Raw genomic sequence first — 26,353 nt, forward strand, 5'->3', positions numbered from 1 at the left:
TGATGAGCTGGATGTTCCTGTTGTTCGCCGGTGCCTGCGAGATCATTTATGCGGCGGTCATGCCCCGCACCGACGGCTTTACCAAGCTCTTGCCCAGCCTTTTTTGCGGTTTCTTTATCTGTTTGAGCATGTACCTGCTCTCCCTGGCAACGCGCACGATACCGGTGGGCACAGCCTATGCTGTCTGGGTAGGAATCGGTGCTTTGGGGACGGCCATCTACGGAATGCTGGTGCTGGGCGAAGATCGCAGTGTGTTGCGGATTCTGTGTTTTTTGCTGATTCTGGCCGGTATCGTCGGTTTGAAACTGGTGTCTGCACCCCGCTGAATACAAGCCCTCGGTGACTATTGAGCTATACCGGTTAGAACAAAATATCTAAAACAGCGTCGAAAGCCCGACGAGTGTCCCTGTCTCGGTTTGAAGGAGCCATTTATGTTTATCCGGTCGTTGACCATCGCTACGTTGCTTGTCTCTGCAGGCCCTCTGCTTGCAGCTGACAGTGACAGCCCTCTGAACCAGGATCGTGGCAAGGCCCGGCCACTGATCGTGATTGCACCCAGCAGCGTGGACCCAACGCTGGTCAGCCTGCAAAACGCCCTCAAAGAACCGGCTAATCAGAAAGCCTTTACTGAACGTGACATGGTCCTCTACACCGTGATCAACACCATGGGCAAGCGCAACGGCAAAGACCTCGATGCGCAATCAACCATGGCGCTTATTCGTGAGCTGAAGCTGGGCGCAAGCACCGGCACCAAGGTCATCCTGGTTGGCAAGGATGGCGAAAAACAGCTTGAACAGTTGGGTCCCATTGGCGTGAAAGATCTGTTCACCAAGGTTGATCAGTTACCCGCTGAGGAAAAGGCTGCCAGCGCTCCGGCCGTTGCTGCGCCAGTCCCTGAAGCCAAACCCGGTGCTGAAAAAACCGGCAAGCCCGCGAAAGGCGCCCCTAAGACGCTTGACGATTGACCGGTAGTTGTCGGGGCTGACGATTGTCGGCCTCGACACAGGTGACGCTCATACTGGAGTGTCACCCGCTACCCAGAACCCGACCAGACTTCGCTCAAAACGTTAAGATGCACACCGGCAGGGGCTTGGGACTGAAACAGGCCCGGCTGGAACGTTTGTTTTAAAGTGTAGAACTCGATTTGAGCGATTTCAGACCATGAAGACCGTAGCAATTATTTTGTTTCCCGATTTCCTTCTGCTCGACATGGCCGGGCCGATGGAAGTCTTTTCAATCGCCAATCGTTATCTCGACCCTTCCAGGCACTACCAACTGACGACCGTCGGTACTCAGTCTTCGCCTATTCGTGCGTCAAATGGCGTGACGGTCACCCCGGATATTTGCGTTGAACACGCCCCGACTTCCTTTGACGTGTTACTGGTGCCAGGAGGGCCGGGGTCTTATAACGACAGTCATCCGCCACTGGTGGCGTGGCTGCAGCGGGCTGCGCAGGAATCGGTCCTCTACGGTTCGATCTGCACCGGTGCATTCCTGCTGGGACGGGCCGGACTGCTCGATGGCCATACGGTGACCACCCACTGGCATTACACCGAGCGCTTGATCAAGGGCTTTCCCGCAGCCAATGTGACCACCGATCAGATCTACATCAAGGACCGCCGCCTGGTGACCTCCGGCGGTGTAACGGCCGGGATCGACCTGGCCTTGGCGCTGGTCGCCGAAGAGCACGGCAAGAAAGTCGCGCTTGATGTTGCCAAAGTACTGCTGGTTGTCATGAAGCGGCAGGGTGGACAAGCGCAGTTCAGCCCGCTGGTGGCCACAGTCGCTACTCAGGAAACACCAATCACCCGAGTGCAGAACTACCTTGTCGAGCACCTTGAAGAGAGCTTCTGCATCGAACGCATGGCGTCGATGGCCGCGATGAGCCCACGGCATTTCGCCAGGGTCTTCAGTCGTGAAGTCAACATGACACCGATGGAGTTCATCCAGAATGCCCGGCTCGACAGGGCCCGCAACCTGCTGGAAACTACGGCGCTGCCGCTCAAGACGATTGCTCATCGCAGTGGGTTTGGCAGCGTGCGGTACATGCGCTCGCTGTTCAGCGACCGACTCGGCCTGACACCGAGCCAGTATCGGCAGCAGTTTGGTTGAGAGGAAATCAGGCGTCCCCTCGAATGCATGGTGATCCTGCACCTTGTTGGCGAGAAAGCTCGATGCGGTGGTTCAGGCCCGCCGCCTCGCGAACAAGTTCGCTCCTACCATTAGCGTTTAAATTCTTAACAACACCGAGTGCGGCTTTGTCCTGATTGCGCACCTTGATGACCGTTGCGCTCCCCTTGCGAGGGTTGTTTGAATGTCGACGCCTGCGAAGATACCTCAAGGAATTTTTGCAAGGCTCAGCCCCATGGACAACCCACCGTACGACGTTAATAACGATGCTGATCCGGTGACCCTCACCAGGGCGGACGTCAGTCTTGATATGCCGGTAACCGGCGGCCTGTCTCCCGGCCGACTGGCATTGGTCAAACAGCTCATCAGCGCTGACCTGAGCAAGAAAGTTTCTGTGCCTTTTCTGGCGGCGTCCTGCGAGTTGACCCGCAGTCATTTCTCGCGCTCATTCAAACGCAGTACGGGCATGTCTCCTCAGGACTGGATTCGCAACCAACGCATCCAGCAAGCCAAGGAGCTGATCAAGAACTCGGCGATGACCCTCACGCAAATCAGCGCCGAATGCGGGTTTTGCGACCAGGCGCATTTTTCCCATATGTTCAGCAAAACCGAAGGCACAAACCCTGCTCTTTGGCGGGGCATCGAACGCAAATCACAAGCAGCCAGCCAGGGTCACAGTTCGCGAAGCGCTCGCCACATATGGACTTTGGAAATGAACCCGGTCTCGGTCGCGACGGCCAGCGGCTCCAGCCCAAAGGATTCAAACCCGTTGTGCTCGTAAAGCTTGCGGGCTGAAGGGTTGTCTTCACTGACAGTCAGTTGTACCAACAACGCGTCAGGCCGGTTACGTGCGTAATCCAGCGCTGCTTCGAGCAGGGCCTGGCCGTAACCTTTGGCCTGTTGTTCGGCGACGACATACATGCCGAACAACAACACCTTGTGCCTGGCCCGTTGCCGACTGCTGAAGGTCAAGCCCACAGCGCCGAGTACGGTGTCACCGTCGAGGATACCGAACACCACTTGTCCCGCATCGTCCGCCTCATCAAGCCTGTGTTCCCACCACGACAAGGGCAGGGCAGCGCGCTCTTCAGGCGATGAGGTGAACGCCTCCGGGTGGCGCGTATAGGCGTCAAGCATCAATTCTCTGTACGCAGCGGCATGCCGGGCGTGCAAGCGTTCAATGGTGGGCGTCGTCGATGTCTGCATTACACCACCGCAATCAGGTCAAGCTCGACCGTCGCGTTTTTCGGTAACTGATAAACGCCGATCGAGCTGCGAGTGTGCGCGCCCACTTCGCCGAGCACGAAGAACAACACTTCAGATGCGCCATCCGCCACTTCGCTCTGCTGGGTGAAATCCTGCGCACATTGCACGTACAGGTTCATGCGCAGCAGGCGTTTGATCCCCTCCAGCGAACCAACGCTGCGTTGCAGCAACGCCAGCGCGCGCATGGCGCAAATTTTCGCGGCCAGTTGTGCCTGGGCGAGGCTGGTGTTGGCTCCGGCACGCCCCGTCACTACCACCGTGTCACCAACCCGGGGGATCTGGCCGCTGACGTAAAGCTCATCGTTGTGACGAACCACAGGCACATAATTGCCGCCGATTTTGATTTCGCCGTCGAAGCTATAGCCCAGTTGCTCGGCGATCAGGTTGAAGCGCTGGTCTGCTGACATGTCAGGTCTCGTGGCCAAAGTGAGGGTTGTGCGATGGGTGACTATATCGCCTCAAGTACCAAGGCTTGGCAAGCGGTCGTGAGCGCAAAATCTGGTCCAGTTGCTCGACCTGCAGATGAGTCGCCCCAGATGAGTCAATGCCAAGTAGAATCACGCTCTTGAAGGTTTTTGAGGTTTGACGGTGGTGGAGGTGCAACAGGGCTTTATCCTGAGTCGACACTGGCGCGATACGCCAGAAGGCACGCAAGTGGACTTCTGGCTGGCGACTGATGAGGGTCCCCGTCACATTCGCTTGCCGGTGCAACCCTCCGTGGCGTTCATTCCTGCCGAGCAGCGCGTCCGTGCCGAAGCGGTGCTGCGCAATGAAACCGGAGTCGAACTGCGTGAATTGAGCCTGTGCGACTTCCGCCATCGCCCGGTGCTTGGGGTTTACTGTCAGCAGCATCGGCAATTAATGAACCTGGAAAAGTCCCTGCGCAAAGGTGGCGTGGACGTTTACGAGGCCGATATCCGGCCGCCTGAACGCTATCTGATGGAGCGCTTCATCACAGCGCCCGTGCAGTTCAGCGGCGTCGCGGACAGCAACGGTACGCTATGCGAGGCACAGATCAGGCCTGCCGAGCATTACCGGCCACAGCTGCGGCTGGTTTCACTGGATATCGAAACCACAGAAAAAGGTGAGCTTTATTCCATCGCGCTTGAAGGCTGCGACCAGCGCCAGGTGTATATGCTGGGCCCGGCCAATGGCGACGACCGCGAAGTCGATTTCGACCTTGAGTACTGCGACACCCGCAAGCAGTTACTGGAGCGTCTGAATCAGTGGCTGGCGCGTCATGATCCGGATGCGATCATTGGCTGGAACGTCGTGCAGTTCGATCTGCGGGTATTGCACGAGCATGCCCAGCGCCTGCAAGTGCCGTTGCGCCTTGGGCGTGGGGGTGAGGCGATGGGCTGGCGCGAGCATGGATCGCGCAACAATCACTTTTTCGCCGACGCCAGCGGGCGTCTGATCATCGACGGCATCGAGGCGCTGCGCTCCGCAACCTGGAGCTTTCCGTCGTTCAGCCTGGAAAACGTTGCGCAGACCTTGCTGGGCGAAGGCAAGGCGATTGATACGCCGTATCAGCGTATGGACGAAATCAACCGCATGTTCGCCGAGGACAAGCCAGCACTGGCGCGCTACAACCTCAAGGACTGCGAGTTGGTGACGCGGATTTTCGCCAGAACCGAGCTGCTTACGTTTCTGCTGGAGCGCGCCACCGTCACCGGTTTGCCTGCTGACCGCAGTGGTGGCTCGGTTGCTGCGTTCTGTCATTTGTACATCCCGCTGATGCATCGTCAGGGTTTCGTCGCTCCCAATCTGGGCGAGCGCATGCCCGAGGTCAGCCCCGGTGGCTTTGTCATGGATTCGCAGCCAGGCCTTTATGAGTCAGTGCTGGTGCTGGATTACAAGAGCCTGTATCCATCGATCATTCGTACTTTTCTGATCGACCCGGTAGGTTTGGTTGAGGGCATCCGTAACCCTTCGGATGAGCATTCGGTACCCGGCTTTCGGGGCGGGCGTTTTTCCCGTACCCGGCACTGTCTGCCCGCGATTGTGGAGCGGGTCTGGCAAGGTCGCGAGACCGCAAAGCGGGAGAATAACCAGCCGCTTTCCCAAGCGTTGAAAATCATTATGAATGCCTTCTACGGCGTGCTTGGCTCCAGTGGTTGCCGTTTTTTTGATACGCGGCTGGCGTCGTCCATTACCTTGCGCGGCCACGAGATCATGCGCCGTACCCGGCAGTTGATTGAAGCGCAGGGCTACACGGTGATCTACGGCGATACCGACTCCACTTTCGTCTGGCTCAAGAGCCTGCATGGCGAGGAAGAAGCAACCCGGATCGGACGCTCACTGGTGCAGCAGGTCAACCAGTGGTGGCGTGAGCATCTGCAGCAGGAATACGGGTTGACCAGTGCGCTGGAACTGCAATTTGAAACTCATTTCCGCCGCTTCCTGATGCCCACGATTCGCGGCGCGGAGGAGGGTAGCAAGAAGCGCTACGCCGGACTGGTCAGGCGCGCTGATGGTTCTGAGGAGATGATCTATAAAGGTCTGGAGACCGTGCGTACCGACTGGTCGCCACTCGCTCGGGAGTTTCAGCAGGCGTTGTATTCGCGGATTTTTCATCGCCAGCCCTATCAGGATTACGTGCGTGATTATGTGCGTCGTACCCTGGCCGGAGAGCTTGACGACTTGCTGATTTATCGCAAGCGGCTGCGGCGTCGACTGGATGACTACGAGCGCAACGTGCCGCCGCATGTTCGGGCCGCTCGCCTGGCGGACGAACATAACGCGAATCTGGGGCGTCCGAGGCAGTATCAGAACGGCGGCTGGATCAGCTACGTGATCACCGTCGCCGGGCCGGAGCCCCTGGAAACAAGGCATGCGCCGATTGATTACGATCATTACGTCAGTCGTCAATTACAGCCGATTGCCGACGCGATCCTGCCGTTTGTGGACGACGATTTCAGTACCTTGATTGGTGGGCAGTTGGGGTTGTTTTAGGGGATCAGCGCATTTGGCCGATGGAGTGCGATCTTGTGGGAGCGAGGCTTGCCCGCGATAAGGGCAACGCATATCGCGGGCAAGCCTCGCGCCTACAGACACCGCGCCTGCCCGGCCAGTCCTGAAAGATCAAGTCTGCAGGCGAGCATAGAATCTCCACAGGTGATTGCATGCATCAGGTATCTCTGCCCTCGACGAGTCGCTCCACCAACTCCGGCAACAACACCTCGCACGACATCTCAATCTTCAGGTCCAGCAGCTCATCCGCGCGGGTCTTGCCGATGTTGATGGCGATTAGCGGCTTGCCCTGTTCGTTGATTGTTTTGCACAAACGGAACGCCGAGTAGGCCATCAGCGAAGAACCCACCACCAGCAAACCGTCAGCCTCGGTCACGCTGGCAAGCGCTTTGGCGGCAGTGTGTGGGGCGACGTTTTCGCCGAAAAACACCACGTCTGGCTTGAGGCGCTGGCCGTCGCAATAAGGACAATGAGGCACCTGGAAACGGGACTCGAACGCCGGGTCGAGCAGGGTGTCGCCATCCGGTGCCTGAACCGCGTCAACGCCCGCGAGATAAGGATTTTGCAGTTCCATCAATTGCTGAATGGCTGCCCGGTCGGAGCGTTCGCCGCAGTCCAGGCACAGCACGCGGTGCAGGCTGCCATGTAGCTCGATAACGTCGCTGCTGCCAGCCTGATCATGGAGGGTGTCAACGTTTTGCGTGATCAACCCGCTTAGGCGCTGACGGGACTGCAATGTAGCCAGAGCCCGATGTGCCGCATTGGGTTCGGCGATTCGCACTCGCGGCCAGCCCAGCATGGCCCTGGCCCAGTAGCGTCGACGGGCCTCGGGGGAACCCAGAAACTCCTGGAACATCATCGGCGCTTTGCCGCGCCTTACTCCATCGGTATCCCGGTAGTCGGGAATGCCTGAGGGGGTACTGATGCCTGCCCCGGTCAGGACCACGAAACGCTTGTGCGACATCAGCGCAAGAAGCGCTTCGACCGGGGCTACTGATGGGCTGTCCAGCATGATGCGGTCTCCGCGTGGCATGAGTGGTATATGACCCGGCCCGTGCGAATGGGTGCCCTGCGAGTAACTTTCAGGGTCTGGACATGACCATCAAACGCACCGCCATTAGCGTCAGTACGCTGGCGAGCAGCCGTGGCTGAAGTCTGCCCAGGCGCTCTTTGCCAGCGAACCAGCGGTTGATGGTACCCCCGAATGCGCCCAGTACCGCATGGAATACGAACGCTATTACCGTGAGAACCAAGCCGAGGAGGATCAACTGCTCGGCGATCATGCCCTTGGACGGTGTAACGAATTGTGGGAGGAAGACGATGAAAAACAGCAGTGCCTTGGGATTGAGCAGGCTGTTGAGCATGGCCCGGACAAACACCGTGCGCAGCGAAACCTGGTTATCGATGTGGCTCTCGCCCAGCTTGCCGCCTTGCAGGGCTTTCCAGGCCATCCACAACAGGTAGACCGCTCCGACATACCGAATAATGTCGAAAGACGGCGGCCATGCAGCGACCAGGCCGGTTACGCCCGTTGCGGTGAGAACCGTCAGAACGGCATCCGCGGCGCTGATCCCCAATGCAACCGCAAGGCCGCCGCGCCAGCCATAGGTAAAGCCGTGGCTCATGACAAACGCCATGTTCGGACCAGGAGTTATCAGCAGAAGCATGACTGCGCCGCAGAATAAAGACAGTGTTTGAAGGTCGATCATGAGCCGCTTCCCAGCGTTGAGTGGTGTAAGTCGACGGTAGCCGATCGCACTCAATAGGCTGCGTTACAGTTGCTGGTGATTGTTGTGCAACAGTTCTACGGTTTTGCCTTTGTCGGACTGAAATGAGAATCTCGCTGCCCATCTATTTTCAGAGCAGGCAGTGATGAGTCGTTATCCGTTCAAGCAGGTTGATGTTTTCAGCCGTCAGGCCCTGAAAGGCAACCCGCTGGCGGTGGTGCTCGATGCTGACGGGCTCGGCGATAAGACGATGGCGGCATTCGCCCATTGGACCAACCTCAGTGAAACAACCTTCGTGCTGAGCCCGCAGCACCCGGAGGCAGATTATCGGTTGCGAATCTTCACCACTCTGGATGAGCTGCCATTTGCTGGTCATCCGACGTTGGGCAGCTGTCATGCCTGGCTCGAAAGTGGCGGGCAGCCCAAGGGTGAGGAGATCATTCAGGAGTGTGGCATCGGGCTGGTGCGCATTCGGCGTCAGCACGGGCAATTGGCGTTTACGGCACCAGCGCTGTTGCGCTCGGGACCTGTCGACGCCGCTTTACTGGAGCGGATTCGCTCGGGCCTGGGCCTGGCGGGCAGCGCGATCCTGGAGGCTCGCTGGGTCGATAACGGCGCTGGCTGGTTGGCGCTGAGGCTTGTCGATCGGGCCAGCGTACTGGCGCTGCAGCCTGATTATGCGCAATTGGCCGGGCTGGCCATTGGCGTCTTCGCGGCTTGGGATCCACTGTCCGATGGCGAAGACGCGCAGTTCGAGGTCAGGGCTTTTATCGCCGGAGACGGTATGCCGGAGGATCCGGTGACCGGTAGCCTCAACGCGGGCATTGCCCAATGGGTATTGAAAGACGGTTTGGCGGCGGATAGTTATGTCGTGAGCCAGGGCACGGTGCTGGGCAGGCAGGGCAGGGTCCACGTGCAACGTCTTGGTGATGACATATGGATCGGCGGTGATGTAGTGACCTGCATCGAGGGTAGCGTGGAACTGGGATGAGGCACCGTGGGACCGGCTTGCAGTTCACGATCAAGAGCACGCTTGTAGGCAAGCATAGAATCTCCAACCGTAAAAACGCCTTTTATCAGCGGCAACTGGGCCACAGTTGGGCTGCATTGGGTTTGTGGGAGCCGAGCTTGCTCGCGATATAAACGACACCGCCTGTCAGATGTACCGAGATGCCTGTATCGCGGGCAAGCACCGCTCACAGAATCTACGCAGCACCCTCGGGCCGGTTTTAGCCGGGAGGGCGTCGAGATGTTCGCTAAGTTTTCTTTGGCGAAATACCGCTCTCCCGGCTAAAGCCGATCCCACGTCATCGTGCAGGTAAACATTGAGTTTCCTGCCGGGATGGGAGCGTTAACCCAACGCCTCTCGCGTCCCCACCCCATCCACCAGTCGCATCAGCCCCAACGGGTTACCGTTTTTCAATGCGTCGGGCAGTAACGAGTCGGGGTAATTCTGGAAGCAGATCGGGCGCAGAAAGCGGTTGATGGACAAGGTGCCGACCGATGTTCCGCGGGCGTCGGATGTCGCCGGATACGGGCCGCCATGGACCATCGCGTCGCTGACCTCCACACCGGTTGGATAGCCATTGATCAACAGGCGCCCGGCCTTGTGCTCCATCAACGGCACCAGATCCGCGAACGCGTCGAAATCTGCCGGTTCGGCTATTAACGTCGCGGTCAGTTGGCCTTGCAGGCTGAGCACTGCTTGTTTCAGCTGTTCGGCGTCTTCAACCGTCACGGCAACCAGCATCGGCCCGAAGACTTCATGTTGCAGCAACGTGTCGCCATCAAGCAGCAATGCCACGTCCGCTTCGTACAATTGCGGGTAGGCCTGGTTGCCTTGTTGCACCTGTCCGGCGCGATGGTGCAGGCCTGGATGGCTGGCCAGTCGGCCCAATCCGTCAGCGAAGTTGCACAAGCCACCGGCGTTCAGCAGGGTATGCGGCGCATGGGCGTTGAGCAGATGGCCGAGTTTGTCCAGGAAGTGGCCAAACTGCGGCGAGCGGATGCCGATCACCAATCCCGGCTTGGTGCAAAATTGCCCGCCGCCCTGAACGACGGAGGCGGCCAGTTCCGCAGCAATTTTTTCGGCACGCACTTCAAGTGCTTGCGGCAGCACCAGTATCGGGTTAATGCTCGACATCTCGGCAAAGACCGGGATGGGTTCCGGGCGTGCTGCGGCCATGTCGCACAAGGCGCGACCACCGCCCAGTGAGCCGGTAAAGCCGACGGCCTTGATCGCCGGGTGCTGAACCAGCCATGCGCCGACGGTGCCGCCGTAGATCATGTTGAAGACGCCAGCAGGCATTCCAGTCTTTTCTGCGCCGCGAATAATTGCCAGTGCGGCCCATTCAGCCGTCGCCATGTGCCCCGGGTGGGCCTTGAATACCACCGGGCAACCGGCGGCCAGTGCGGCTGCGGTATCGCCCCCGGCTGTGGAAAACGCCAGCGGGAAATTACTGGCGCCGAATACCGCTACCGGGCCGAGACCGATATGGTATTGGCGCAGATCCGGCCTAGGGAGCGGCTGACGATCCGGCAAGGCCCGGTCAATACGCGCGCCGTAGAAATCGCCTCGGCGCAACAGTTGTGCGAACAACCGCATCTGGCCGCTGGTGCGCGCCCGTTCACCCTGGATACGGCCTGGTGGCAGGGCCGTTTCACGGCAAACCATGGAGATGAATTCGTCGCCCAGTGCGTCAAGTTCGTCGGCGATGGCGTCGAGAAAACTCGCCCTTTGCTGCGCGCTCGTGGTGCGGTAGGCGTGGTAAGCACCGGCGGCGGCGAGCGCGGCAGCGTCGACCTCATCGCGGGTTGCTTCCATGAAAGACAGTGGCAGCGCTTCGCCGGTCGTTGCATCCAGACTCTGCAGACTAACCGAGCCTGCTGCGCTGCGCTTGCCGTTAATGAAGTTGTGTCCGAGTAGAGCGGTCATGAGGCCTCCGGTGTAATTCGGTAAGAGGCCGTGTAAGCGGATCGACGGCCCGGCAGGTTTTCAGCACTGCAAGGTAGTCGAAGATTTGAATGTGTGCCCGCTATTATGAGGCGAGCAGAGGATGCCTGCCGGGTAGTCAATTCAGTCAAACAAGCCAGATGCTACAGGCAAGACCGCAACGGCTCAGGGTTTGCCTGAGTGTTCATCTGTGTCAGACAGGGTACTGATCAGGCGTTTAATATCTTCCTGAACGTCCGGTGGCAAACCATCCAGTTCGCTCAGTACTTTGGTTTCAGCTGCGGTTATGGAATCAATGGCCAGCAACTCCCGGGAGCCAGTGATCACATACAGGACGTCGACGCCTGACTTGGCGACAGCCCGCAGGTATTCAGCATTTGGAAACCGGTTGCCTCTTTCGTAAAGCCCTTGAGCATTGGCCTCAACTCCGCCAATGACACCCAGGTCGCGCTGGGAAAGACCCAGTCGCTTTCTTTCCGCTTTGAGTCTGGGGCCCATGCCTTCCATTTGAGATGTCCTGATGCTGAGCCTCGGTGGGAAGAGGTCAGTTATGCAATGAGTGATGACGCAGGTTAACAGAAGCCTCGGGGTGTGAGGGGGGGGATCCTGGCGGGTGACCGATGGGGGCCTCACGGCGCTGTGTTGCCGGGGCCCCGCGCAATACGTTTGCCGGGTCTGGTCGCTACCTGACTGGCTTGACCGTCGCGCTGTTTGCCGGTCCTGGCTTCGCTGATCAATGCCGGGATCAGCGGGCCTTCAGGCAGGTTCTTCCAGAAACGGCTCGGTAAGTGACCCTGCATGACTTTCGGGTTCAGGCGCGCGGGGTTGAAGACATGGCTGTAATAGGTCAGCCACAGCTCGCCACCGGGATCATCGGCATTGCGCGCCAGTTGTTGCCACTCAACAGGGCAGACCCGCTGGTGAATCAATTGTTGGCCGTCGTAGTAAACGCCGTCCCTGGGTGTGGCAATCATCCAGCGATGCTGGCCCATACGGCCGATGAAGTGCTGGCTGGCGCTCAACAGAATGTCGTGGGCGGGTTCGTGCCACGCGACATAGTGTGGCTGAGCGACGGATTCCAGCAAATCCGCAGCAGGCAGTGCGACAAAGCGCAGAAACGCGTGCAGGTGATGAGCTTCGCGGCTGACTTGCTTGATCCTTCTGTGTAACTCGCTGCCCAGCTTGTCACCGGCAAGCATGGCGGTACGATCGCCATGGCTGACTCGCCACAACACTTCGTACAGCAGGCTCCAGCGCTGGTCTCCGCGATACTGCGCTGCGTTTTCCAGTAGCTCCAGCAGCGCCAGCGGGATGCGTGCCTGGAAGGGGCCCGGCTGTTCGGGATAACTGTGATCTGAACCGAACAGGTCGCTGGCTTCGCTGGACGTCCAGCTGACCTGGCTTGGATCGACTTCATGGCTGAGCAGCCAGCGTGCCTGCTGACGCCAGTTGCCAAAAAGATCATCGCACTCCAGGCAAATCATCCCCACAGCCCCATTTGCTGAGGTGCCGGACGATCACGCAGGAGCATGTGCAGCGACTCACTGCTGCTTTCTGCCTGCGACGGGTGATAGTCGCAGGTGACGATGAATGGCTTGGCCTTGGCCAGTACGCAGCGCATGCGGGTCAAATCTTCATAACGGATTCGCCGCTGTCGACGCAGCTCCATCAAGCGATTGGTTGTGCGAATGCCGATCCCGGGAATGCGTGCAATCAGCGACGCGTCAGCACGGTTCAGGTCCAGTGGGAACAAGCTGCGATTGTTCAGCGCCCAGGCCAGTTTCGGGTCGATATCGAGCGCCAGATGGCCCGGCCCCTGAAACAGCTCATTGACCTTGAAGCCATAGCCGCGCAACAGGAAGTCGGCCTGGTACAAGCGGTGTTCACGCATCAGTGGCGGTGCCGCCAGCGGCACACTTTTCGGGCTGTTGGGGATCGGGCTGAACGCTGAGTAATAGACCCGGCGCAGGCCGTAGTTACCATAGAGGGACTCGGCACTGCTGAGAATGGTGCTGTCATCGGTCTCGTCGGCACCAACGATCATTTGTGTGCTTTGCCCGGCAGGTACGAAGCGTGGTGCGCGGGGTTCGTTGAGAACGGTCTGTTGCCCGGTATGGATGGTCTGCATGGCCTGTTTGATCGTGACCACGTTTTTTTCCGGTGCCAGGGTTTTCAAGCCGTCGTCCGTGGGTAATTCGATGTTGACGCTCAGCCGGTCAGCATAGCGGCCCGCCATCTCGATCAGCGCCGGATCGGCGTCGGGTATGGTCTTGAGGTGGATATAACCGCGAAACTCATGGACCTCTCGCAACAGTCGGGCCACCTCGATCAACTGCTCCATGGTGTAGTCCGCCGAACGAATGATGCCGGAGCTGAGGAACAGCCCACTCACGCAATTACGCCGGTAGAAGTCCAGGGTCAAAGTAACCACTTCTTCCGGGCTGAAGCGGGCACGAGGTACGTCGCTGGAGCGGCGATTGACGCAGTATTGGCAGTCATACAGGCAGAAATTGGTCAGCAGAATCTTGAGCAGCGAGACGCAACGCCCGTCTGGCGTGTAGCTGTGGCAAATACCCATGCCGTTGCTTGATCCGAGCCCGGTCTTGCCCTCCGAACTGCGCTTGGGCGCGCCGCTGCTGGCGCACGAAGCGTCGTACTTGGCAGCGTCAGCGAGGATGCTGAGCTTGTCGATGAGCTGCATGGGAAACTCCGATACTGTTTGCATGTACAGTATCGGGTTGGGTCGTGGGATGCAATGTCCTGCGGTCGGGTGGATGGGCTATGAGTTATGTGAAATGGAGTGCACGGGTATTGTGAATGGGAATGCAATCCCATGTGGGAGCGGTGCTTGCCCGCGATTGGCGTTGCCTGTATCGCGGGCAAGCACCGCTCCCACATACGATCCCGTTCCAATCAAATGAGCAAATTCTTCACTTGAAAATCCCTCAGCACTCTTCCTACATCCCCTGACTTCCGCGAATCAGATCACAGGCCTTGCGTGCGAGCGGGTTGACGGTATTAGGTCTGATCCACAGATGGTAGGTCACATCCGGCAGACGTTGCAGACCATCGTTTTCTCCCGGTACGTGCTGCATTGCTTGAGGATTTGCAGCGGGGAATTGAGGCTATCAACGTTTGATCGAGTGTTTTGTTATTTTATAACACTTCGTTTTCTGGTTATGTAATACTGTAACAAATAGTTGCAGGTTATTGGCTCATGAAAACACCCCGCATTCCTTCCATCTCAGGTTCGGTTCTTGCCCAGTCGGCATGGAAGAGAGTTGTGCTTGCCTTGAGCATGCTGGTTTTGCTGTGGTTGGCGATCATCTGGGCGGTGGCCATTCCATGAGCGCCGCCATCTCTCTGAAGAATCTCACCGTTGCCTACGAACGCCGGGCCGCGGTTCATCACCTCAATGGGTGCTTCGAAGCCGGGAGCCTGACTGCCATTGTCGGGCCTAACGGAGCTGGCAAATCGACGCTGATCAAAGCGATTGCCGGGACCATGAAGCCTGCTGCCGGTCGGGTTGATCGCGGCAATCTTGCAACCAAGACCCTCGGTTATTTGCCTCAGGCTGCAGAAATTGACCGCAGCTTTCCACTCAGTGTCGCCGACACCGTGGCGATGGGCGCATGGCGTAGCATCGGTGCGTTTCTTGGCCTGACCCGACACCTCGCCAGGCGCACTCAAGAGTCATTGCAGGCGGTGGGCCTGGAGGGCTTTGAGTCGCGCAGCATCGGTTCGCTGTCTTCCGGGCAGTTTCAGCGTGTGCTGTTCGCCCGGCTGCTGCTTCAGGACGCTGCTGTGATTTTGCTCGATGAACCCTTCACTGCAATTGATGCACGTACCACCCGCGACCTTCTGGAGTTGGTACGGGTCTGGCACGGGCAGGGCAGAACAGTGATTGCCGTGCTGCACGACATCGATCAGGTGCGCCAGCATTTTCCGCAAACCCTGCTGATGGCGCGTGAAGCCATTGCCTGGGGCGCGACTGCAGACGTCCTGAACGTTGAGAACCTGCGCAAGGCGCGGAACATGGCTGAGTTCTGGAGCGCGGATGCGGAGTTGTGTGGGGTGGGAACTCTATGATTTCTCCCAGTGTGCATTTTCCTGTAGGAGTGAGCTTGCTCGCGATGGCGTCAGGTCAGGCGATCACTTTTGGGCTGGTGTACCGCATCGCGAGCAAGCTCACTCCTACAGAAAGCCGGATTTCAGTCAGGTCCCGAGTCCGGATTTTGAGGGTGCCATCATGACCCTCTACACCCTGTTAATCGAACCCTTCGTCGAATTCGGCTTCATGCGCCGTGCCTTGGTGGCGTGTCTGGCGCTCGGCATTGGCTCCGGGCCGGTGGGCGTGCTGTTGATGCTCAGACGCATGAGCCTGGTGGGCGATGCGATGAGCCACGCAGTATTGCCGGGGGCTGCGTTGGGTTTTCTGTTTTTCGGTTTGTCACTGCCTGCCATGGGCGTTGGAGGCTTGATCGCCGGGCTGGCAGTTGCGCTGTTGTCCGGGCTGGTCAGTCGCCTGACGGCCCTGCGTGAAGATGCGAGCTTCGCCAGCTTCTACCTGACCTCGCTGGCGGCCGGGGTCATGATCGTTTCGTTGCACGGCTCCAACGTTGACCTGTTGCATGTGCTGTTTGGCACCATCCTCGCCATCGACGCCAGCGCGATTTACATGGTGGGCGGTATCGCTTCTTTCACCGTGATCCTGCTCGCACTGATTTACCGGCCGCTGGTCCTGGAGTGTTTTGACCCCGGATTCCTGCGCGCTGTCGGCGGGCGAGGCTCGCTGTATCACCTACTTTTCCTGCTATTGGTGGTGCTCAATCTGGTGGCGGGCTTCCAGGCACTGGGGACTTTGATGGCGGTCGGCATGATGATGTTGCCTGCCACGGCGGCACGCTTCTGGGCCACGTCATTAAGCGCGTTGGTAGCGATTTCGACGTTGGTCGCGACGTTGTCAGGCTTGATCGGGCTGATCATTTCTTACCACATGGGCGTCGCTTCGGGACCCGCCATCGTCCTGACCGCCAGCGCTTTCTATGGCTTTTCTCTGTTGTTCGGCCGCACAGGCATCCTGCGCGGTCTGTTTCCCCAATCTCACCTGGCCAACTGATTCACGCACCTATTTCAAGAGGAACGTCATGAAACGATCAATGCTGTTGGGTTCAATGGCAGCCCTTGTGCTGTCTGCTTTTAGTGTCATAGCCCAGGCCAAACCTCTGGAAACCGTCGCGTCATTCACGGTCATTGCCGACATGGTGCAGAACGTCGGCGGCGACCGGGTTCATGTCACGTCGCTGATTGGCCCCAACGGCGATCCGCACGTGTACGAACCCAGCCCGGCCGACGCTCAGGCGTTAAAGAAAGCGGACGTGGCGTTTGTCAGCGGTTTGCATCTGGAAGGCTGGATGGATCGTTTGATCAAAGCTTCGGGTTACAAGGGGGATCCGGTAGTGCTGTCGAACGGCATCAAAACCCGCAGCATGGAAGAGGACGGCGAGCGTATTACCGACCCCCATGCCTGGAACAGTGCTGCCAACGCGGTGATCTACGTGCGTAACATCGTTGCAGCATTGCAAAAAGTCGATCCACCCGGCGCCGCTGTCTATCAGGCTAATGGCGAACGCTACACCGAGCAGCTTCAAGCGCTGGACAGTTATGCCCGGACGCAAATCCAGTCCATCCCCGTTGCGCAACGCAAGGTGCTGACCTCCCATGATGCCTTTGGCTATTTTGGCGATGCTTATGGCGTGACCTTCCTGTCGCCGCTGGGTTTCTCCACTGAGTCCGAAGCCTCGGCGGCAGATGTGGGCAAGCTGATTCGGCAGATCAAGGCTGAGCATGTCAGCGCTTACTTCTTCGAAAACTCCGGTGATCCGCGGCTGGTCAAGCAAATCGCCGATGCCAGTGGCGCCAAGCCCGGTGGTGAGCTCTACGTTGAAGCGCTGTCGCCAGCCAATGGGCCAGCGGCCAGCTATGTGCAGATGTTCCGCTACAACGTTGATCAGTTGGTGGCGGCGATGCAGGGTAAGTGAAGCCGAGGGGGGCAAGGAGGCGAAGGCCGCGCATTCGCAGCCTTCGGCAGCGTTTATAAAACCGAACGCAGTCCGCTGAATTGGTATGCATGATCTGTAGGATCTGCCGCAGGCTACGAAGCATTCATACTGACACACCGCTATCGCAGCCTTCGGCAGCTCCTACAGACCAAGGTCGCTGCTTTTTAGTGCCCTGAAAACTTAAACACCGTCGTCTGGGTATAGGTTTTGCCCGGGTCCAGTCGTGTGCTCTGAAATTTTGGCTGGTTCGGCGCGTCAGGGTAATGCTGGGTTTCCAGGGTAAAGGCACCCCAGTGCGGGTAGACCTTGCCTGCTTTGCCATGGATGCTGCCGTCGAGGAAGTTGCCGGTATAGAGCTGCACGCCGGGCTCGCTGGTAAACAACTGCAGGCGGCGTCCGGATTGCGGATCGCTGACTTCGGCGGCCAGTTTGCTGACGTCGCCTTTGGTGTCGAGCACCCAGTTGAAATCGAAGCCACCTTGTTTAGGCTCGGCGTATTTCAACTGCTGATGATCCGCCTTGATGTTCTTGCCAATGGCAGTCGGGGTGAGAAAGTCCATAGGCGTGCCTTTGACCGCAGGCAAATCACCAGTGGGGATCAGTTTCTCGTTGACGGGCGTGTAATGCGAAGCGTGCAGGGTAGCGACCTGTTTGAGGACGTCGCCATTACCCGCGCCTGCCAGGTTGAAGTAGCTGTGGTTGGTCAGGTTGAGCACGGTGGGTTTATCGGTGGTCGCCTTGTACTGGATGCGCAGCTCGTTTTTCTCGTTAAGGCTGTAGGTCACTTCAGTCTTCAGGTTGCCAGGGAAACCCATCTCACCGTCGGGTGACACATACGTCAACTTGACACCCACCCAGCCGCTTTCGTTGCTGGGTTCGGCTTTCCACACGCGTTTGTCGAAACCCTGCGTACCACCGTGCAACGCGTTGGTCTTGTCGTTCTGCGGCACTTGGTACGTTTTGCCATCCAGGCTGAACTGTCCGCCCGCCAAGCGGTTGCCAAAGCGCCCTATGGTCGCACCGAAGTACACCGTTCCGTTGTCCTGATAACCCTTCACGTCGTCAAAGCCCAGCACCACATCCTCAACCTTGCCGTTCTTGTCTGGCAGTAATAGCGATTGCAGCGTTGCACCATAAGTAATGATGTTGGCTTCGACGCCGTGGCTGTTGCGCAGCGTGTACTTCTCGACCGCGGTGCCATCAGCCGTTTTACCGAAGGCGCTGTGGTCATTGGAGAGGCTGGCCGCATTGGCGGTGAGGGTGGCGATCATCAGTGACAGTCCAAAACTGCTGAGCAGTGAAGAGGGTTTCATTGAATTTACCTTTTTTGTTGTTGTGGTATGGGCTGCACCGAACCTTCGATGCTGGCCGGGTTCTTACGTTTTACGGATTATTGGTCTGACTATTCATCCTTAAAAATGGTGTTAACAAGATTTATAGCCGATAAATCGATGCTTGAAAATTTAATCGTAATACTATTTGATGGTCGTATAGATTCTATAGGAGCTGCCGAAGGCTGCGATCTGGTGTTTTCCTGTAGAAGAGCCATCGCAGCCCACGGCAGCTCCTACAGGAGCACCATGAGCTGGTTTGACAGCCAATCATGTGATGATTAGCCTCAATTTGCGGAAATGACCGCGTAGTGAGGCGTAGCACATGAGCAGTAATTTTCATGCATCAACGGTCGACTGGCTGGGGGCGTGGATCGCGGCAGGCAATGTGCGGCCGGGTCAGGTGTTGAAAGTCGAAGCGGTGCTCGCGGAAGAGCTGGGCGTTAGTCGCACGGTGATCCGCGAGGCGATCAAGACGCTGGTGGCCAAAGGTTTACTCGAAGTGGGGCCCAAGGTGGGGACCCGGGTGATGCCTTTGCGCAGCTGGAATTTGTTTGATCCGCAAGTGGTGGGTTGGCTGGCGCGTAAAGGTTTGCCAGAAGATTTTGTAAAGGATTTGCTCGATCTGCGCAGGACCATCGAACCCATGGCTGTCCGTTGGGCATGTGAGCGAGCCAGTGCAGAACAGATATTTGAAATTCAACGGGCTTACGTGGCTCTGGCGGCATCGGTGGCGGACATGGGCGATTACAACCAGGCCGACCGGCGCTTTCATGAGGCGGTCCTGGCGGCCAGCCATAACCGTTTCATCGAGCAAATGTTGCCAGCGTTGGGTGCGTTACTGGCGGTGTCGTTTGAAGTGTCATCGGCTGTGCCGGGGGAATTGGGTAAAACCCTGCCTTTGCACAAGGACCTTGCTGACGCCATTGCAAGCCGCGATGCAGCGAAAGGCGTTTGGGCGTGCATGACGTTGATCGAACAAGCTGCTGGCGTGATTGCTGAATCGTTCGCCAGGCAGGCGCTGGTTCCCGACAGCGACTAAGGTTTCACCGAAGTAGAAAACTGCTACACAGAATGGCTACAGAACACCTGACAAAAATAAGAAAAAAGGACACTTTCACATGCAATGGCTGCCTGTTTCAGCGCATCGTTTCATGCTGGGCGAAGGCCCTTTCTGGGACGCGCAAACCCAGACCCTTTACTGGGTCGACATCGCGGCCCGACTGGCTTGCCGGCTGTTCGAAGATCAATATCAGCAGTGGCACCTGCCTGAGTCCGTCTCTGCCTTTATCCCTACCCGAAGTGGTGATGCACTGGTGACCCTTACCAGCGGCGTCTATCGCCTTGATCTCGATTCTCCAGGTTATGCGCCCAGCCTCACGCTGTTGTGCGTGGCCGATCCCGTCGCTGGTAATCGCGCCAATGAAGCGCGCTGCGATCCTCGAGGCCGCTTGTGGCTGGGATCCATGCAGAACAACCTCGACAAGGACGGTGGCGACCTGCCGTTGACCCGGCGGTCGGGAGGTTTGTTTCGGGTTGATGCCGATGCATCCGTCACGCCATTGCTGGAAGGCCAGGGCATCGTTAATACCCTGCTGTGGAGCCCTGAGTCTGATGCGCTGTACTGCGCAGACAGTCTGGACGGGGTGATTTACCGTTACCCGATTCTTCCCGATGACGCTCTTGGATCGCGCTCGATCTTCGCTGCGGAGCATGCCCGTGGCACTCCGGACGGTTCTGCGATGGACGTCGAGGGCTACATATGGAACGCACGCTGGGGCGGAAGCTGCCTTATTCGCTATGCCCCTGATGGCAGCGTCGAGCGCATCGTCGAATTGCCGGTCAGCCATCCCACCAGCTGCATATTCGGCGGCCCGGACATGACCACGCTGTTTGTCACCAGTGCTGCACCGGCGGATGCCCACGGGCAAGTCGACGGCGCGCTGCTCGTTGCCGAGGTGGGTATACGCGGATTGCCGTCGACACGTTTTGCGGGTTAAGAGGTTGCTGTCTGGTATTGGCCGCAGATAACAAAGTTTCAGAAAAAGATATGTCCAATGTCAGTGCTTCAGGGTGAGTGACACTAGGTTACATTCCGGTCATTGATAATATGATATGACTGTTTTGTTCTTGTTTTGATGTCTTCAACGTTGTCTTTGGACGCGCGATGACTTCGACACAACTCATTGCTGGGCGCTGTAGCTATTCAATAAAAATAAGGAGTTAGCTATGTTGAGTCGTCACGGGATCCGTTCCCTTTGCTGTGCCGCCGTTGCCACTGCCGTGCTGGGCCTTGCTGGCGGAGTCTCTGCCGCCGAAAAGGTCAAAATCGGCTTCCTCGTCAAGCAGGCTGAAGAGCCGTGGTTTCAAACTGAATGGGCCTTTGCCGAAAAAGCGGGCAAGGACCACGGTTTTGAAGTGATCAAAATTGCCGTACCTGACGGCGAGAAAACCCTCTCTGCTATCGACAGCCTGGCCGCCAACGGTGCCAAAGGCTTCGTCATTTGCCCACCTGATGTTTCGCTTGGCCCTGCGATTGTGGCCAAGGCTAAAGCCAATGGCCTGAAAGTCATGGCGGTTGACGACCGGTTTGTCGACGCCAGTGGCAAGTTCATGGAGGACGTGCCTTACCTGGGCATGGCTGCATATGAGGTCGGCCAGAAACAGGGCGAGGCCATGGCCGCCGAGGCGAAGAACCGTAACTGGGACTGGAAAGAAACCTACGCCATCATCAATACCTACAACGAGCTGGATACGGGTAAGAAACGTACCGACGGTTCGGTTGATGCGTTGAAAAAAGCCGGTTTCCCGGAGGATCACATCCTCTTCACTGCACAGAAGACCCTCGACGTTCCTGGCAGCATGGAATCCACCAACTCGGCGTTGCCTAAACTGCCTTCCGCAGCGAAGAACCTGATCATTGGCGGTATGAACGACAACACGGTGCTGGGTGGTGTGCGAGCAACTGCTGGCGCTGGCTTCAAGCCTGCCAACGTGATCGGTATCGGCATCAATGGCACTGATGCCATCGATGAATTGAAGAAGAAGGAAAGCGGCTTCTTCGGTTCGATGCTGCCAAGCCCGGATAAAGAGGGCTACAACACTGCGCTGCAGATGTACAAGTGGGTCACCACCGGCGAAGAGCCTCCTAAATACACAGCGATGGACGACGTGACGCTGATTACCCGGGCGAACTTTCAGGAAGTGCTGACCAAGATTGGTCTCTGGAAGTAAAACTGCGTGAGGTTCGCGCTCTGCGTTCCTCATGCCACACGGTTTCGCACTCCGGGACCCTGTAGGAGTGAGCTTGCTCGCGATAGCGGTATATCAGCGAATAAATCATCGCTTGACCCCGCGCCATCGCAAGCAAGCTAGCTCCTACAGGAATCGTGTTTCGATCCTGATGATGGGAGGTTCCATGCAACCGCAAGCCACTGTCACACCCACCTCGCAACCTTTGCCCGCAGGCAGCCTGCGCTTCAACGGCATTGGCAAGACTTTCCCCGGCGTGCGAGCGCTGTCGGAGATTACTTTTGAGGCACGTCCCGGCAGCGTTCACGCGCTGATGGGCGAGAACGGCGCGGGTAAGTCCACGCTGCTGAAAATCCTTGGGGGTTCCTATCAACCGAACAGTGGAAACTTATCGATCGGTGAGCAGGTTTACACGTTCAAATCTACGGCAGACAGCATCGGAGCGGGTGTAGCGGTCATCCACCAGGAGCTGCAGTTGGTGCCTGAGATGTCCGTTGCCGAAAACCTTCTGCTGGGTCACATGCCCAGCCGCTGGGGCATGGTCAACCGGCGCGCCATGTTGCGTCAGGCGCGAGAGTTGCTCAAAGGCCTGGCCGACGAGATCGACCCGTCGACCCGTCTCGGCGACCTGTCCCTCGGCCAGAGACAGCTCGTGGAAATCGCCAAAGCCATGTCACGCAATGCCCATGTGATTGCGTTCGACGAGCCGACCAGCAGCTTGTCGGCCCGGGAAATCGATCGTTTGATGGCAATCATCGTCAAGCTGCGGGACGAAGGCCGGGTGATCCTTTATGTGTCTCACCGCATGGAAGAAATCTTCCGGGTTTGTGATGCGGTGACGGTGTTCAAGGACGGGCGCTTCGTGCGCACCTTTGAAGACATGGCAGAACTGGATCACGACCGGCTGGTGACCTGCATGGTCGGCCGCGATATTCAGGACATCTACAACTACCGGCCTAGGCAGCATCAAGGGCCGGGCCTGCGGGTGACCGGGCTGCTTGGGCCGGGCCTGCAGGAGCCCGTGACCTTCGCGGTGCAAAAAGGCGAGGTGCTGGGCTTCTTTGGTTTGGTGGGGGCTGGTCGTACCGAGATGTTCCGCATGTTGTCGGGCCTGACACGCAGCAAGTCAGGTACGTTGCAGATCGACGGCAAGAACCTTGAGCTTCGTTCCCCTCGTGATGCGATAGCCGCCGGAATCCTGCTATGCCCAGAAGACCGCAAGAAAGAAGGCATCGTGCCGCTCTCCAGCGTTGCCGAAAACATCAACATTGGTGCGCGTCCACGCCACGTGACCCTGGGCTGCCTGATTCAGGGTCGCTGGGAGAAGAGCAACGCCAAACATCAGATTCAGGCGATGAACGTCAAGACGCCGTCGCCAGAGCAGCAGATGCTGTTCCTTTCGGGCGGCAATCAGCAGAAGGCGATTCTCGGTCGCTGGCTGTCGATGCCGATGAAAGTCCTGTTACTGGATGAGCCGACCCGAGGCATCGACATCGGTGCCAAGTCAGAGATTTACCAGATCATCCATAACCTGGCAGCTGACGGTATTGCGGTGATTGTGGTGTCCAGTGATCTGATGGAAGTCATGGGTATTGCCGACCGGATTCTGGTCATGAGTGAAGGCGCCATTACCGGCGAGCTGAACCGTGACGAGGCCGATGAAGCACGCCTGTTGCAACTGGCATTGCCACGAACCCGTGGTTGAGCGAATCGGTTCGCGCTGCGAAATCAGCGGTGAAAAACAAGCATGAAAAATAAGAAAGAGGTGCGTATGTCTAGCGAATCCAGTCTGACGGCTCCACGTCAGGGCCTTAACCTGCGACGTTTTATTGATGACTGGGCCATGCTCATGGCGGCCGTGGGCATTTTTGTGCTGTGCACATTGCTCATCGATAACTTCATGTCACCTCTGAACATGCGGGGCCTGGGCCTGGCGATTTCAACAGTGGGCATCGCTGCGTGCACCATGTTGTTCTGCCTGGCCTCGGGGCATTTCGACCTGTCAGTGGGCTCGGTACTGGCTTGCTCCGGGGTGATCGCCGGAATCGTGATTCGCGATACCGACAGCCTGTTTCTCGGCATCTCCGCCGCATTGGCGATGGGCCTTGTAGTAGGGCTGATCAACGGCATCGTGATTGCCAAGCTGCGCATCAATGCGCTGATTGCGACGTTGGCGACGATGCAGATTGTTCGTGGTCTTGCGTACATTTTTTCCAACGGCAAGGCGGTCGGCGTTTCCAATGAAGACTTTTTCGTGTTCGGCAATGGCCAGCTGTATGGCGTGCCGGTGCCGATTCTGATCACTATCGTATGTTTCGCGTTTTTTGGCTGGCTGCTGAATTACACGACTTACGGGCGTAACTCCCTGGCAATTGGCGGTAACCAGGAGGCTGCGCTGCTGGCCGGTGTGCATGTTGATCGCACCAAGATCATCATCTTTGCCGTGCATGGTCTGGTGGGCGCCTTGGCCGGGGTGGTGCTGGCGTCGCGGATGACGTCGGGCCAGCCGATGATTGGTCAGGGCTTTGAGCTGACGGTCATTTCTGCATGCGTACTGGGCGGCGTGTCATTGAGTGGCGGCATCGGCATGATTCGCCACGTGATCGCGGGGGTGTTGATTCTGGCGATCATCGAGAACGCGATGAACCTGAAGAACATCGATACCTTTTACCAGTATGTGATTCGCGGTTCGATCCTGTTGCTGGCGGTGATTATCGACCGGATGAAGCGGCGCTAAAGGTGGGTAATTGCAGGTAAACCTTAGCGTCTGAATCGCTGGCAAGCCAGGCTCCCACATGAGGCAGCGGTCCTATGTGGGAGATTCTATGTCTGCCTGCAAGCGCTGGTTTCGTCTCGTAGGACTGGCTTTAGCCGGGAGGGCGGTATTTCTGACGAATGATGTTTAGCGAATGCCCCGACGCCCTCCCGGCTAAAGCCGGTCCTACGGAATTGCACCGTTATGTGGGAGCATGGCTTGCCAGCGATTAAGGCGTCGCAATTCCGGGCTAACACTGCAGTCGTCCTCAAATATCCTGCCCCTCAACAAATTAAAGTTGGCGCTCCATGCTGAACTACTTAGAATGATTCTCATTTTAAGTAGTGACCCACAGTGAGCCGTTGACTATGAGGGACGCAGCAGGGGCATTCGAGCCCACCCTGGAAAATTTCTACCGCGATCATCGCAGCTGGCTGGAAAGCTGGCTGCGCAGTCGTCTTGGCAATGCATGGGATGCTGCCGATCTGAGTCAGGATACGTTCGTCAAAGTGTTGGCCAGCCAGCACGGTGAACCGCTGAGTCAACTGCGTGAGCCACGGGCGTATCTGTTGACAGTGGGCAAGCGCCTGCTGATCAATCATTACCAGCGGCGCAGTGTCGAGCAGGCTTACTTGCAGGCCCTGGCCAGCTTGCCCGAGAACGTTATTCCGTCTCCCGAAGACCGCTGGGTGCTGCTGGAAACCCTGCAAGCACTGGATGAACTGCTCGACGCGTTGCCTTTGCCGGTTCGTCGGGCATTTCTCTGGGCTCAACTGGAAGGCCTCGGTTACGCGCAGATCGCTGAACGTCTGCAGGTATCCGAGCGAACGGTCAAACGCTATATGGCTCAAGCGTATACACACTGCCTGATGGTCGACTTATGAGCAACGTCGCGCAGGCTCGTCAGATCGCCGAAGACGCCGCTGGCTTTCTGGTCTTGCTGGAGTCCGGCAGCGCCAGTGCCGAAGACCGGGCGCGCCTGCAACGTTGGCGTGAGCAGTCAACCCATCACGAGCAGACCTGGCAAAAAGCCCAGGGCCTCCGTCAGCGTTTTTCCAGTCTGCCGCCAGAGCTGGCCATGGCCAGCCTGGATCGTCCTGACCGGGGCCGACGCTCGGTGATGAAGCGCGCTTTGATTGTCGCGGCTTTGCTGCCTGCGGGCTGGTTACTGGCCCAGCAAACACCGGTCGCCGCACTGCGTGCGGATTTGCGTACCGCCTCTGGAGGGCGCCGGGACTTACGCCTGCCGGATGGCAGCCTGCTGCAACTCGACACCGCCACCGCGCTGAATATGGACCTTGAGCAGGGCAGGCGTTCGCTGTCGCTGATTGAGGGCGAGATGGCGCTGAACATGGCCAGCAATGTTCCCGCGATGACCATCAATACGCAGCAGGGGAAGGTGTTGGCAGACGGTGCCGAGCTGTGCGTGCGCCAGTATGGACAGAGCTGCAAGGTTTCGGTGTGGCGTGGCTTGGTGCAGCTCATTCCGCAGCAAGGCCCGTCCATGCAGCTAAAGGCGGGCCAGCGCGCCACCATGAGCGCCGAATCGATTACTTCTGTGCAGCCTTTTGATACCCTTCAGCCGGGTTGGCGCCAGGGTGTGCTGAGCGTTGAAAATCAGCCGCTGGGGCGCTTTCTGGAGGACCTAAGCCGTTATCGTCCGGGCATTCTGCGTTGGGAGCCCGCGTTGGAATCGCTGAAGGTCACCGGCACTTTCCGCCTTGATGATACTGACAAGATTCTGTTTCTGCTCGCCGCCAGCTTGCCAGTGCAGGTGCAGACCCGAACGCGCTACTGGGTGACGCTGACTGCGCGCGGAGCTGCTGCCTGAATTTGACCCCAATCGAGAGCAAGCTGACTCTCATCAAACGACATGCAGCCTACTGGATTGAAATGCGTTTTCT

At 58.1% G+C, this 26,353-nt stretch carries 26 protein-coding genes and 1 pseudogene; 17 read left to right on the forward strand and 10 right to left on the reverse strand.

What is annotated here, in order from left to right; all coding sequences use genetic code 11:
• Nucleotides 1–2: 2 nt before the first annotated feature.
• The 4 genes from AUC61_RS25415 to AUC61_RS25430 all read left to right on the forward strand — a co-directional run bounded on the left by AUC61_RS25415 (nt 3) and on the right by AUC61_RS25430 (nt 2,911).
• Nucleotides 3–326 (forward strand): DMT family transporter, encoded by a 324-nt coding sequence (locus AUC61_RS25415; RefSeq protein ID WP_243248987.1) that lies wholly within the window; start codon nt 3–5, stop codon nt 324–326.
• Between the two features lie 105 nt (nt 327–431).
• The gene (locus AUC61_RS25420) at nt 432–965 is read left to right on the forward strand and encodes a DUF4174 domain-containing protein (protein ID WP_243248988.1); all 534 of its coding nucleotides are present in this window, start codon (nt 432–434) and stop codon (nt 963–965) included.
• A 196-nt stretch (nt 966–1,161) separates the two neighbouring features.
• On the forward strand, nt 1,162–2,112 hold the full coding sequence (locus AUC61_RS25425; RefSeq protein WP_243248989.1) for a GlxA family transcriptional regulator: 951 nt from the start codon (nt 1,162–1,164) through the stop codon (nt 2,110–2,112).
• Nucleotides 2,113–2,440: 328 nt separating this feature from the next.
• The gene (locus tag AUC61_RS25430; RefSeq protein WP_243249009.1) at nt 2,441–2,911 is read left to right on the forward strand and encodes a helix-turn-helix domain-containing protein; all 471 of its coding nucleotides are present in this window, start codon (nt 2,441–2,443) and stop codon (nt 2,909–2,911) included.
• Here AUC61_RS25430 and AUC61_RS25435 read toward each other — a convergent pair.
• Entirely contained in the window at nt 2,803–3,336 is a 534-nt protein-coding gene (locus AUC61_RS25435; RefSeq protein WP_243248990.1) for a GNAT family N-acetyltransferase, read from the reverse strand. The two genes, AUC61_RS25430 and AUC61_RS25435, sit on opposite strands and share 109 nt — an antisense overlap.
• Nucleotides 3,336–3,803 carry a RidA family protein gene (locus tag AUC61_RS25440; RefSeq protein ID WP_243248991.1) on the reverse strand — a complete coding sequence of 156 codons (468 nt, stop codon included), beginning with the start codon at nt 3,801–3,803 and terminating at the stop codon, nt 3,336–3,338. Before AUC61_RS25440 ends, AUC61_RS25435 begins: the two co-directional genes overlap by 1 nt.
• A 184-nt stretch (nt 3,804–3,987) precedes the next feature.
• Between AUC61_RS25440 and AUC61_RS25445 the strand changes: the two genes are divergently transcribed.
• On the forward strand, nt 3,988–6,351 hold the full coding sequence (locus AUC61_RS25445) for a DNA polymerase II (protein ID WP_243249010.1): 2,364 nt from the start codon (nt 3,988–3,990) through the stop codon (nt 6,349–6,351).
• Between the two features lie 175 nt (nt 6,352–6,526).
• Here AUC61_RS25445 and AUC61_RS25450 read toward each other — a convergent pair whose 3' ends face one another.
• Both AUC61_RS25450 and AUC61_RS25455 read right to left on the reverse strand, forming a co-directional pair.
• Entirely contained in the window at nt 6,527–7,381 is an 855-nt protein-coding gene (locus AUC61_RS25450; protein WP_243248992.1) for an NAD-dependent protein deacetylase, read from the reverse strand.
• 70 nt (nt 7,382–7,451) lie between these two features.
• Nucleotides 7,452–8,078 (reverse strand): LysE family translocator, encoded by a 627-nt coding sequence (locus AUC61_RS25455; RefSeq protein WP_243248993.1) that lies wholly within the window; start codon nt 8,076–8,078, stop codon nt 7,452–7,454.
• Nucleotides 8,079–8,241: 163 nt separating this feature from the next.
• Here AUC61_RS25455 and AUC61_RS25460 point away from each other — a divergent pair, with 163 nt between their 5' ends.
• The gene (locus tag AUC61_RS25460; protein ID WP_243248994.1) at nt 8,242–9,087 is read left to right on the forward strand and encodes a PhzF family phenazine biosynthesis protein; all 846 of its coding nucleotides are present in this window, start codon (nt 8,242–8,244) and stop codon (nt 9,085–9,087) included.
• A 360-nt stretch (nt 9,088–9,447) separates the two neighbouring features.
• Here AUC61_RS25460 and AUC61_RS25465 read toward each other — a convergent pair whose 3' ends face one another.
• The 5 genes and pseudogenes from AUC61_RS25465 to AUC61_RS25485 form a co-directional block, all read right to left on the reverse strand.
• The gene (locus AUC61_RS25465) at nt 9,448–11,031 is read right to left on the reverse strand and encodes an aldehyde dehydrogenase (NADP(+)) (protein WP_243248995.1); all 1,584 of its coding nucleotides are present in this window, start codon (nt 11,029–11,031) and stop codon (nt 9,448–9,450) included.
• A 183-nt stretch (nt 11,032–11,214) separates the two neighbouring features.
• Nucleotides 11,215–11,556, reverse strand: coding sequence for a helix-turn-helix domain-containing protein (locus AUC61_RS25470; RefSeq protein ID WP_122664319.1), 342 nt, complete (start codon nt 11,554–11,556; stop codon nt 11,215–11,217).
• Between the two features lie 122 nt (nt 11,557–11,678).
• On the reverse strand, nt 11,679–12,533 hold the full coding sequence (locus tag AUC61_RS25475; RefSeq protein ID WP_243248996.1) for a TIGR03915 family putative DNA repair protein: 855 nt from the start codon (nt 12,531–12,533) through the stop codon (nt 11,679–11,681).
• Nucleotides 12,530–13,750, reverse strand: coding sequence for a putative DNA modification/repair radical SAM protein (locus AUC61_RS25480; RefSeq protein ID WP_243248997.1), 1,221 nt, complete (start codon nt 13,748–13,750; stop codon nt 12,530–12,532). The genes AUC61_RS25475 and AUC61_RS25480 overlap by 4 nt, the downstream gene beginning before the upstream one ends.
• Nucleotides 13,751–14,006: 256 nt before the next feature.
• Nucleotides 14,007–14,135 (reverse strand): annotated as a pseudogene (locus AUC61_RS25485) (LysR substrate-binding domain-containing protein); the annotation flags it as partial.
• Nucleotides 14,136–14,266: 131 nt separating this feature from the next.
• Here AUC61_RS25485 and AUC61_RS26465 point away from each other — a divergent pair.
• The 4 genes from AUC61_RS26465 (at nt 14,267) to AUC61_RS25500 (ending at nt 17,090) form a co-directional block, all read left to right on the forward strand.
• Nucleotides 14,267–14,398, forward strand: a complete 132-nt coding sequence (locus tag AUC61_RS26465; protein ID WP_279291185.1) for a hypothetical protein — start codon at nt 14,267–14,269, stop codon at nt 14,396–14,398.
• Nucleotides 14,395–15,138 carry a metal ABC transporter ATP-binding protein gene (locus AUC61_RS25490; protein ID WP_243248998.1) on the forward strand — a complete coding sequence of 248 codons (744 nt, stop codon included), beginning with the start codon at nt 14,395–14,397 and terminating at the stop codon, nt 15,136–15,138. The genes AUC61_RS26465 and AUC61_RS25490 overlap by 4 nt, the downstream gene beginning before the upstream one ends.
• Before the next feature lie 160 nt (nt 15,139–15,298).
• A complete protein-coding gene (locus tag AUC61_RS25495) occupies nt 15,299–16,168 on the forward strand; it encodes a metal ABC transporter permease (protein ID WP_243248999.1) in 870 nt (289 codons plus the stop codon).
• 28 nt (nt 16,169–16,196) lie between these two features.
• On the forward strand, nt 16,197–17,090 hold the full coding sequence (locus tag AUC61_RS25500; RefSeq protein ID WP_243249000.1) for a metal ABC transporter substrate-binding protein: 894 nt from the start codon (nt 16,197–16,199) through the stop codon (nt 17,088–17,090).
• A gap of 185 nt (nt 17,091–17,275) precedes the next feature.
• Here AUC61_RS25500 and AUC61_RS25505 read toward each other — a convergent pair whose 3' ends face one another.
• Nucleotides 17,276–18,424, reverse strand: a complete 1,149-nt coding sequence (locus AUC61_RS25505; RefSeq protein WP_243249001.1) for an aldose epimerase family protein — start codon at nt 18,422–18,424, stop codon at nt 17,276–17,278.
• A gap of 343 nt (nt 18,425–18,767) precedes the next feature.
• On the opposite strand from AUC61_RS25505, the gene AUC61_RS25510 reads away from it, so the two are divergent.
• The 7 genes from AUC61_RS25510 to AUC61_RS25540 all read left to right on the forward strand — a co-directional run bounded on the left by AUC61_RS25510 (nt 18,768) and on the right by AUC61_RS25540 (nt 26,280).
• Nucleotides 18,768–19,484: a FadR/GntR family transcriptional regulator gene (locus AUC61_RS25510; protein ID WP_243249002.1), complete on the forward strand. Its 717-nt coding sequence runs from the start codon at nt 18,768–18,770 to the stop codon at nt 19,482–19,484.
• Nucleotides 19,485–19,563: 79 nt separating this feature from the next.
• Nucleotides 19,564–20,442 (forward strand): SMP-30/gluconolactonase/LRE family protein, encoded by an 879-nt coding sequence (locus AUC61_RS25515; RefSeq protein ID WP_243249003.1) that lies wholly within the window; start codon nt 19,564–19,566, stop codon nt 20,440–20,442.
• A gap of 229 nt (nt 20,443–20,671) precedes the next feature.
• Entirely contained in the window at nt 20,672–21,676 is a 1,005-nt protein-coding gene (locus tag AUC61_RS25520; protein WP_243249004.1) for a substrate-binding domain-containing protein, read from the forward strand.
• 184 nt (nt 21,677–21,860) lie between these two features.
• Entirely contained in the window at nt 21,861–23,399 is a 1,539-nt protein-coding gene (araG, locus tag AUC61_RS25525; RefSeq protein WP_243249005.1) for an L-arabinose ABC transporter ATP-binding protein AraG, read from the forward strand.
• A 66-nt stretch (nt 23,400–23,465) separates the two neighbouring features.
• The gene (gene araH / locus AUC61_RS25530; protein ID WP_162874599.1) at nt 23,466–24,431 is read left to right on the forward strand and encodes an L-arabinose ABC transporter permease AraH; all 966 of its coding nucleotides are present in this window, start codon (nt 23,466–23,468) and stop codon (nt 24,429–24,431) included.
• A gap of 386 nt (nt 24,432–24,817) precedes the next feature.
• Complete coding sequence (locus tag AUC61_RS25535; protein WP_243249006.1) at nt 24,818–25,333, forward strand: sigma-70 family RNA polymerase sigma factor; 516 nt, start codon at nt 24,818–24,820, stop codon at nt 25,331–25,333.
• Nucleotides 25,330–26,280, forward strand: a complete 951-nt coding sequence (locus tag AUC61_RS25540; protein WP_243249007.1) for a FecR domain-containing protein — start codon at nt 25,330–25,332, stop codon at nt 26,278–26,280. Before AUC61_RS25535 ends, AUC61_RS25540 begins: the two co-directional genes overlap by 4 nt.
• The last annotated feature ends 73 nt before the right edge of the window (nt 26,281–26,353 follow it).

Origin of the sequence: Pseudomonas maioricensis, assembly GCF_022790535.1 — a bacterium.
Lineage (GTDB): Bacteria > Pseudomonadota > Gammaproteobacteria > Pseudomonadales > Pseudomonadaceae > Aquipseudomonas > Aquipseudomonas maioricensis.

What these genes read in the sequence shown, in the direction of transcription:
- AUC61_RS25415 (WP_243248987.1), top strand. Translation starts at nt 3, where the DNA reads ATGAGCTGGATGTTCCTGTTGTTCGCCGGTGCCTGCGAGATCATTTAT.
- AUC61_RS25420 (WP_243248988.1), top strand. Translation starts at nt 432, where the DNA reads ATGTTTATCCGGTCGTTGACCATCGCTACGTTGCTTGTCTCTGCAGGC.
- AUC61_RS25425 (WP_243248989.1), top strand. Translation starts at nt 1,162, where the DNA reads ATGAAGACCGTAGCAATTATTTTGTTTCCCGATTTCCTTCTGCTCGAC.
- AUC61_RS25430 (WP_243249009.1), top strand. Translation starts at nt 2,441, where the DNA reads ATGCCGGTAACCGGCGGCCTGTCTCCCGGCCGACTGGCATTGGTCAAA.
- AUC61_RS25435 (WP_243248990.1), bottom strand. Translation starts at nt 3,336, where the DNA reads ATGCAGACATCGACGACGCCCACCATTGAACGCTTGCACGCCCGGCAT.
- AUC61_RS25440 (WP_243248991.1), bottom strand. Translation starts at nt 3,803, where the DNA reads ATGTCAGCAGACCAGCGCTTCAACCTGATCGCCGAGCAACTGGGCTAT.
- AUC61_RS25450 (WP_243248992.1), bottom strand. Translation starts at nt 7,381, where the DNA reads ATGCTGGACAGCCCATCAGTAGCCCCGGTCGAAGCGCTTCTTGCGCTG.
- AUC61_RS25455 (WP_243248993.1), bottom strand. Translation starts at nt 8,078, where the DNA reads ATGATCGACCTTCAAACACTGTCTTTATTCTGCGGCGCAGTCATGCTT.
- AUC61_RS25460 (WP_243248994.1), top strand. Translation starts at nt 8,242, where the DNA reads ATGAGTCGTTATCCGTTCAAGCAGGTTGATGTTTTCAGCCGTCAGGCC.
- AUC61_RS25465 (WP_243248995.1), bottom strand. Translation starts at nt 11,031, where the DNA reads ATGACCGCTCTACTCGGACACAACTTCATTAACGGCAAGCGCAGCGCA.
- AUC61_RS25470 (WP_122664319.1), bottom strand. Translation starts at nt 11,556, where the DNA reads ATGGAAGGCATGGGCCCCAGACTCAAAGCGGAAAGAAAGCGACTGGGT.
- AUC61_RS25475 (WP_243248996.1), bottom strand. Translation starts at nt 12,533, where the DNA reads ATGATTTGCCTGGAGTGCGATGATCTTTTTGGCAACTGGCGTCAGCAG.
- AUC61_RS25480 (WP_243248997.1), bottom strand. Translation starts at nt 13,750, where the DNA reads ATGCAGCTCATCGACAAGCTCAGCATCCTCGCTGACGCTGCCAAGTAC.
- AUC61_RS26465 (WP_279291185.1), top strand. Translation starts at nt 14,267, where the DNA reads ATGAAAACACCCCGCATTCCTTCCATCTCAGGTTCGGTTCTTGCCCAG.
- AUC61_RS25490 (WP_243248998.1), top strand. Translation starts at nt 14,395, where the DNA reads ATGAGCGCCGCCATCTCTCTGAAGAATCTCACCGTTGCCTACGAACGC.
- AUC61_RS25495 (WP_243248999.1), top strand. Translation starts at nt 15,299, where the DNA reads ATGACCCTCTACACCCTGTTAATCGAACCCTTCGTCGAATTCGGCTTC.
- AUC61_RS25500 (WP_243249000.1), top strand. Translation starts at nt 16,197, where the DNA reads ATGAAACGATCAATGCTGTTGGGTTCAATGGCAGCCCTTGTGCTGTCT.
- AUC61_RS25505 (WP_243249001.1), bottom strand. Translation starts at nt 18,424, where the DNA reads ATGAAACCCTCTTCACTGCTCAGCAGTTTTGGACTGTCACTGATGATC.
- AUC61_RS25510 (WP_243249002.1), top strand. Translation starts at nt 18,768, where the DNA reads ATGAGCAGTAATTTTCATGCATCAACGGTCGACTGGCTGGGGGCGTGG.
- AUC61_RS25515 (WP_243249003.1), top strand. Translation starts at nt 19,564, where the DNA reads ATGCAATGGCTGCCTGTTTCAGCGCATCGTTTCATGCTGGGCGAAGGC.
- AUC61_RS25520 (WP_243249004.1), top strand. Translation starts at nt 20,672, where the DNA reads ATGTTGAGTCGTCACGGGATCCGTTCCCTTTGCTGTGCCGCCGTTGCC.
- araG (WP_243249005.1), top strand. Translation starts at nt 21,861, where the DNA reads ATGCAACCGCAAGCCACTGTCACACCCACCTCGCAACCTTTGCCCGCA.
- araH (WP_162874599.1), top strand. Translation starts at nt 23,466, where the DNA reads ATGTCTAGCGAATCCAGTCTGACGGCTCCACGTCAGGGCCTTAACCTG.
- AUC61_RS25535 (WP_243249006.1), top strand. Translation starts at nt 24,818, where the DNA reads ATGAGGGACGCAGCAGGGGCATTCGAGCCCACCCTGGAAAATTTCTAC.
- AUC61_RS25540 (WP_243249007.1), top strand. Translation starts at nt 25,330, where the DNA reads ATGAGCAACGTCGCGCAGGCTCGTCAGATCGCCGAAGACGCCGCTGGC.